Below are 4,551 nucleotides of genomic sequence, written 5' to 3' on the forward strand. Positions count from 1 at the left end.
GTTGAACCAATCGGACCTTTACGGACAGTTCTTCTCCCATTAACCTCTTCGCATTCTCCTACTGCTTAAAGGGGAGAGTTACTGTCCGTTAAGAGTGGGATAAAGTGAAACTTTCATCAGNGGGATGCCTTCCCCCACTGATGATTAGTTGAACCAATCGGACCTTTACGGACAGTTCTTCTCCCATTAACTTCTTCGCATTCTCCTACTGCTTGAAGGGAATCTCACTCTGTTAAAAATGGGGAAAACTGAAACATTATAAAGGGAGTTTATCTACTATTTCATATATTTTACATAACTTAACAAGCTAAAAGTAGAATTAACGAATAAAGTGTAATAATATTCTATATGTATTAGTAAGTGTAACATGAAGTGGCATTTTTTTCGAAAATTACGCCCCTAAAAAGAAGAATTTAAAATTACTATATTGACACTAAAGGAGACACTATGACAGAAAAACACCTAATTGCCTTAGACCTTGACGGAACTTTATTAAAAGATGATAAAACCATTTCTCCCCTTACAAAAAAAGTAATTCAAAAAGCGATGAATGATGGTCATGAAGTGATGATTGCAACTGGGAGACCATACCGCGCAAGCGAAGCGATTTATCATGAATTAAATTTACATACTCCTATCGTTAACTTTAATGGAGCTTTTATTCATCATCCAAAAGATTCAAATTGGGGTTTTTATCATTCCCCGCTTGATATAAAAACAGCCCGTGATATTGTAGCTGCATGCAATGATTATCCTTTTCACAACATTATCGCAGAAGTAATGGATGATGTTTACTATCATTATCATGATGAAAAATTAATCGACATTTTTTCTTTAGGAAATCCAAAAGTAACGGTTGGAAACCTACTCGAATTTTTGGAAAGTGCTCCTACTTCTATCCTAATTCATGCAGAAGAAGAGCATGTTCCTGCAATCCGCAAGCATTTATCTGAAGTCCATGCAGATTTAATTGACCATCGCCGTTGGGCAAACCCATTTCATGTCATTGAAATTGTTAAAACAGGGATAAATAAATCAATTGGATTGCAAAAAGTGTCTGATTACTATCAAATCCCACAAAAAAATATTATTGCCTTTGGCGATGAAGATAATGACTTTGAAATGATTGAATATGCTGGAAAAGGCGTAGCAATGGGCAATGGGATCGATGAGTTAAAAGCCCTTGCTAATGACATTACTTTATCCAATGAAGAAGACGGAATAGCTATTTATTTAAATGAGGCTTTAAATCTTCGTGCTCTTTAAAAGTTGGGTATCTTTACCGTCTTTAAAGCTGATACTTTCGCCCATACTATAACGGAAGCAGTAAATTACTGTTTCGCTTGAAAATGAAATGCTTCTTTGTCTTTCCAATTATACTCTAACACTCGGAGGGATCATGAATGGGAAAACGAAATAAATCGAAACGCTTCGTACAGCAAGGAGTAGACTCCGTATCAAAGCATTCCGAACGTATCCCTTATCATATGACATATGCTGAAGCTGAGAGCTACAAAATGTCAAATGAAAGACAATCTCATGGAGGATTAGAATAAATGGGAAATAGACTTTTTCAAGAAGCCAGACAAGCAGTTGAAGTAGCTAAATATGCGAACGGCAAAGATTTAGAAGGCTTAGTTGATAAAGCAAAGAATGCCATTAGCTCTGCATATTCGAACACAACTACAGCCGAACAGTCGCAATTAGCAGCATTACAAAAAGAGCTAGATCAAATTCACACACAATAATGAATGAAGCTGTCCAAATAAAGGTACTCTTTACAAGCATATAAAAAGAAAACGCTTGGGAGATACACTTTATTGGACAGCTTTTTTTAGTAGTTTCGCAAGCATGTTATAGAAATAAGCCGTAAGTTCAAGAAAATGTTTCTAACACCACCGGGTATGGTTCTTTTCCATCTTCCGAAAAGTATAAAATAACCGTTCCATTTGTTGGAAGATCTTTCTTATCCAAATGAATTTCTAGCATGAATTTGTGATCGGTTAATGGCACTTTCTTTTTGGCGATTAATTCATTGTGGCCGTCCTCCACTGTATAATAGACATCTTCACTACCAAAAATCATCCCTTTAACGAGATAATTTCCATTTGTCCCATTTACAGAGAGATTAGAAAGATTCACTTTTTCTTTATAATTTGCCGATGCTGTGGACATATACGGAATAAATCCACTTATGAGAACACATAACACAACTGCTAGTATTTTCTGCAAACAAACAACCTCCTTTATGCTTTTCGAAAGAAACCTAGTACTGCTGTCGTCTGTACGACATTGGTAAATGCATGTGGATCAACTTCTTTAATGACTCGTTCTATATCAAATAGTTCATAACGTGTCACAACAATCATTAGCATTTCCTTTGGTTCATTGGAAAATGCTCCTCGCGCTGGCAAAATTGTAATACCCCTAACTAATTTTTCATGGATGGCAATCTTTAGTTCTGTCGTTTTCTTTGTAATAATCATCACGGTTAATTTTTGATGTGCAGTATGTATCGTATCAATCACCTTTGTTGCCGCATAGAGATTCACTAGCGTATATAAAGCTTTTTCCCAACCGAACATGGCGCCTGCTGTAATGATAATTGCTCCATTTAATATAAAGAAATAAGTACCGACTGGCTTATCTTGCACCCGAGAAAGAATCATTGCGATAATATCCATTCCGCCAGTAGATGCTCCCCACTTTAACGTTAACCCCACGCCAACTGCAGCAATTACACCACCAAAAACAGCATTCAGCAAAATATCATGGGAATAGCTTGTTACTGGAATGATTTCCATAAACAAAGACATAAAAACTACGCTTAAGAAGCTAAAACAGGTAAAGGATCGCCCTACCTTTAACCAGCCAAGTATAGCAATGGGAACATTGAGAATAAATAATAATATCCCTGTGGAAATTGGTGTTACTTTTGATACAAGTTGAGCTACTCCTGCAAAGCCGCTTGCATACACATCAGCAGGTATTAGGAAAAAATTCATGGCAATAGCATTTAATAATGCCCCAAAAATAACAACAATTAATTTTTTTGTTAATAACCAATACATATGTATCCTCCATTACTTTATATAGTAATTTTTACTATTATTGCATTTACTATTCATTGTTTTTTCCCTTGAAATTTTATAAACTACAAATAAGTATGCCTTGTTATCAAAAAACAAGGCATTTTCACAGAGATTATTGTTATTTATCATAACTGTACTCCAATTACCATATGTTTTTATAAAAAATAGAAAGAAGTGGAATGAATATGACTTTTAAAATCCTAGCAGATAGTGCAAGTGATTTACCTCTATCCTATTATGAGAAACATGAGGTGACACTATTACCGCTAAAAGTTAATTTAGACGGGATAGAATACGAGGATTTAAAAACAATTGAACCAACCACTGTCTATAATGCTATTCGCAGTGGACAAGTTCCAAAAACATCACAAGTTTCTCCAGCATTATTTAAAGATGTTTTTACAGCTTTAGCTCAAAATAATGAAAAAGCTGTGTATGTTGCATTTTCTTCGCAATTATCTGGAACATACCAAACAGCAGTAATGATTTCGGAGCAAGTAAAGGAAGAATATCCTAATTTTGATTTCACAATCATTGATAGCAAATGCGCATCATTAGGTACTGGTTTAGTTGTTCAAGAAGCGGTGAAACTCCGCGATCAAGGTAAAGACGTAAGTGAAATTATACCACGACTAAAGTTCTTATGCGAGCATATGGAACACTTATTTACAGTGGAGGATCTAGAATATTTAGCCAAAGGTGGCCGTGTTTCAAAAGCATCTGCATTTCTCGGTGGGTTACTAAATATAAAGCCTCTTCTTCATGTAGAAGATGGAAAATTGGTTCCTCTTGAAAAAATTCGTGGCAAAAAGAAGCTCTTGCGCAGAATGATGGAACTAATAGAAGAGCGGGGCGAAAAATTGGATCAACAAGTGTTTGCCATAAGCCATGCAGATGATGAAGCAACAGCTTTAGAAGTGAAAGAAATGATTGTAGAAAAATTCCATCCACAAGACGTATTCATTTCTTCCATTGGTGCATCTGTTGGTTCACATACTGGTGCAGGAACAATCGCTATTTTCTTCTTAAATAAAGTTTCGGAATAACAGCTTTAACATAGAATAAAGTTTACTCCTTTCACTCATACTATCAATGTTCTATGGAACAAAAGATGATGCTGAAAGGAGTATTTATTATGCCACATACTTCTGATAATGATAAAAAAGCAAAAGACAACAATGCATTGCGTCATGAAAAGAACATGATGCGTGAAAAAAACCGCAAAAATGGTAAACATCAATACAGCAAAAAAACAGATCATTTATAAGTTATGGAGGGGCTGTCAATGGGATTGGCAGCTCTTTTGATAGGGATTTGTTTTTGGTGTGGTGATTTATGGTTTCTTTGTTTGTTACCTTTTGATGCTGTTTTTTGTTAAGAAAGGCGTAGAGAACGTTTCTCTGTTACCTTTCCATGCAGATTTCTGCTCTAGTGGGCTTAGAGAACACTCCTCTGTTAC

The 4,551-nt window shown here is 35.6% G+C and carries 7 protein-coding genes; 5 read left to right on the forward strand and 2 right to left on the reverse strand.

Annotation, left to right across the window (positions count from 1 at the left end; translation table 11 throughout):
- Positions 1 to 447: 447 nt before the first annotated feature.
- The 3 genes from ADJ83_RS21620 (at position 448) to ADJ83_RS21625 (ending at position 1,748) form a co-directional block, all read left to right on the forward strand.
- Positions 448 to 1,266 carry a Cof-type HAD-IIB family hydrolase gene (locus tag ADJ83_RS21620; protein ID WP_031540710.1) on the forward strand — a complete coding sequence of 273 codons (819 nt, stop codon included), beginning with the start codon at positions 448 to 450 and terminating at the stop codon, positions 1,264 to 1,266.
- A gap of 137 nt (positions 1,267 to 1,403) precedes the next feature.
- Positions 1,404 to 1,556: a hypothetical protein gene (locus ADJ83_RS25940; RefSeq protein WP_162837581.1), complete on the forward strand. Its 153-nt coding sequence runs from the start codon at positions 1,404 to 1,406 to the stop codon at positions 1,554 to 1,556.
- The gene (locus ADJ83_RS21625) at positions 1,557 to 1,748 is read left to right on the forward strand and encodes a DUF3813 domain-containing protein (RefSeq protein ID WP_031540711.1); all 192 of its coding nucleotides are present in this window, start codon (positions 1,557 to 1,559) and stop codon (positions 1,746 to 1,748) included.
- 127 nt (positions 1,749 to 1,875) lie between these two features.
- Here ADJ83_RS21625 and ADJ83_RS21630 read toward each other — a convergent pair whose 3' ends face one another.
- Both ADJ83_RS21630 and ADJ83_RS21635 read right to left on the reverse strand, forming a co-directional pair.
- Entirely contained in the window at positions 1,876 to 2,232 is a 357-nt protein-coding gene (locus ADJ83_RS21630; protein WP_048719074.1) for a hypothetical protein, read from the reverse strand.
- A gap of 14 nt (positions 2,233 to 2,246) precedes the next feature.
- On the reverse strand, positions 2,247 to 3,071 hold the full coding sequence (locus ADJ83_RS21635; RefSeq protein WP_031540713.1) for a YitT family protein: 825 nt from the start codon (positions 3,069 to 3,071) through the stop codon (positions 2,247 to 2,249).
- A 206-nt stretch (positions 3,072 to 3,277) separates the two neighbouring features.
- Here ADJ83_RS21635 and ADJ83_RS21640 point away from each other — a divergent pair, with 206 nt between their 5' ends.
- Both ADJ83_RS21640 and ADJ83_RS25100 read left to right on the forward strand, forming a co-directional pair.
- Positions 3,278 to 4,138 (forward strand): DegV family protein, encoded by an 861-nt coding sequence (locus tag ADJ83_RS21640; RefSeq protein ID WP_031540714.1) that lies wholly within the window; start codon positions 3,278 to 3,280, stop codon positions 4,136 to 4,138.
- 89 nt (positions 4,139 to 4,227) lie between these two features.
- Positions 4,228 to 4,359, forward strand: coding sequence for a DUF3941 domain-containing protein (locus tag ADJ83_RS25100; RefSeq protein ID WP_081836758.1), 132 nt, complete (start codon positions 4,228 to 4,230; stop codon positions 4,357 to 4,359).
- The last annotated feature ends 192 nt before the right edge of the window (positions 4,360 to 4,551 follow it).

Source organism: Bacillus sp. 522_BSPC, assembly GCF_001076885.1.
Taxonomy (GTDB): Bacteria; Bacillota; Bacilli; order Bacillales; family Cytobacillaceae; genus Niallia; species Niallia hominis.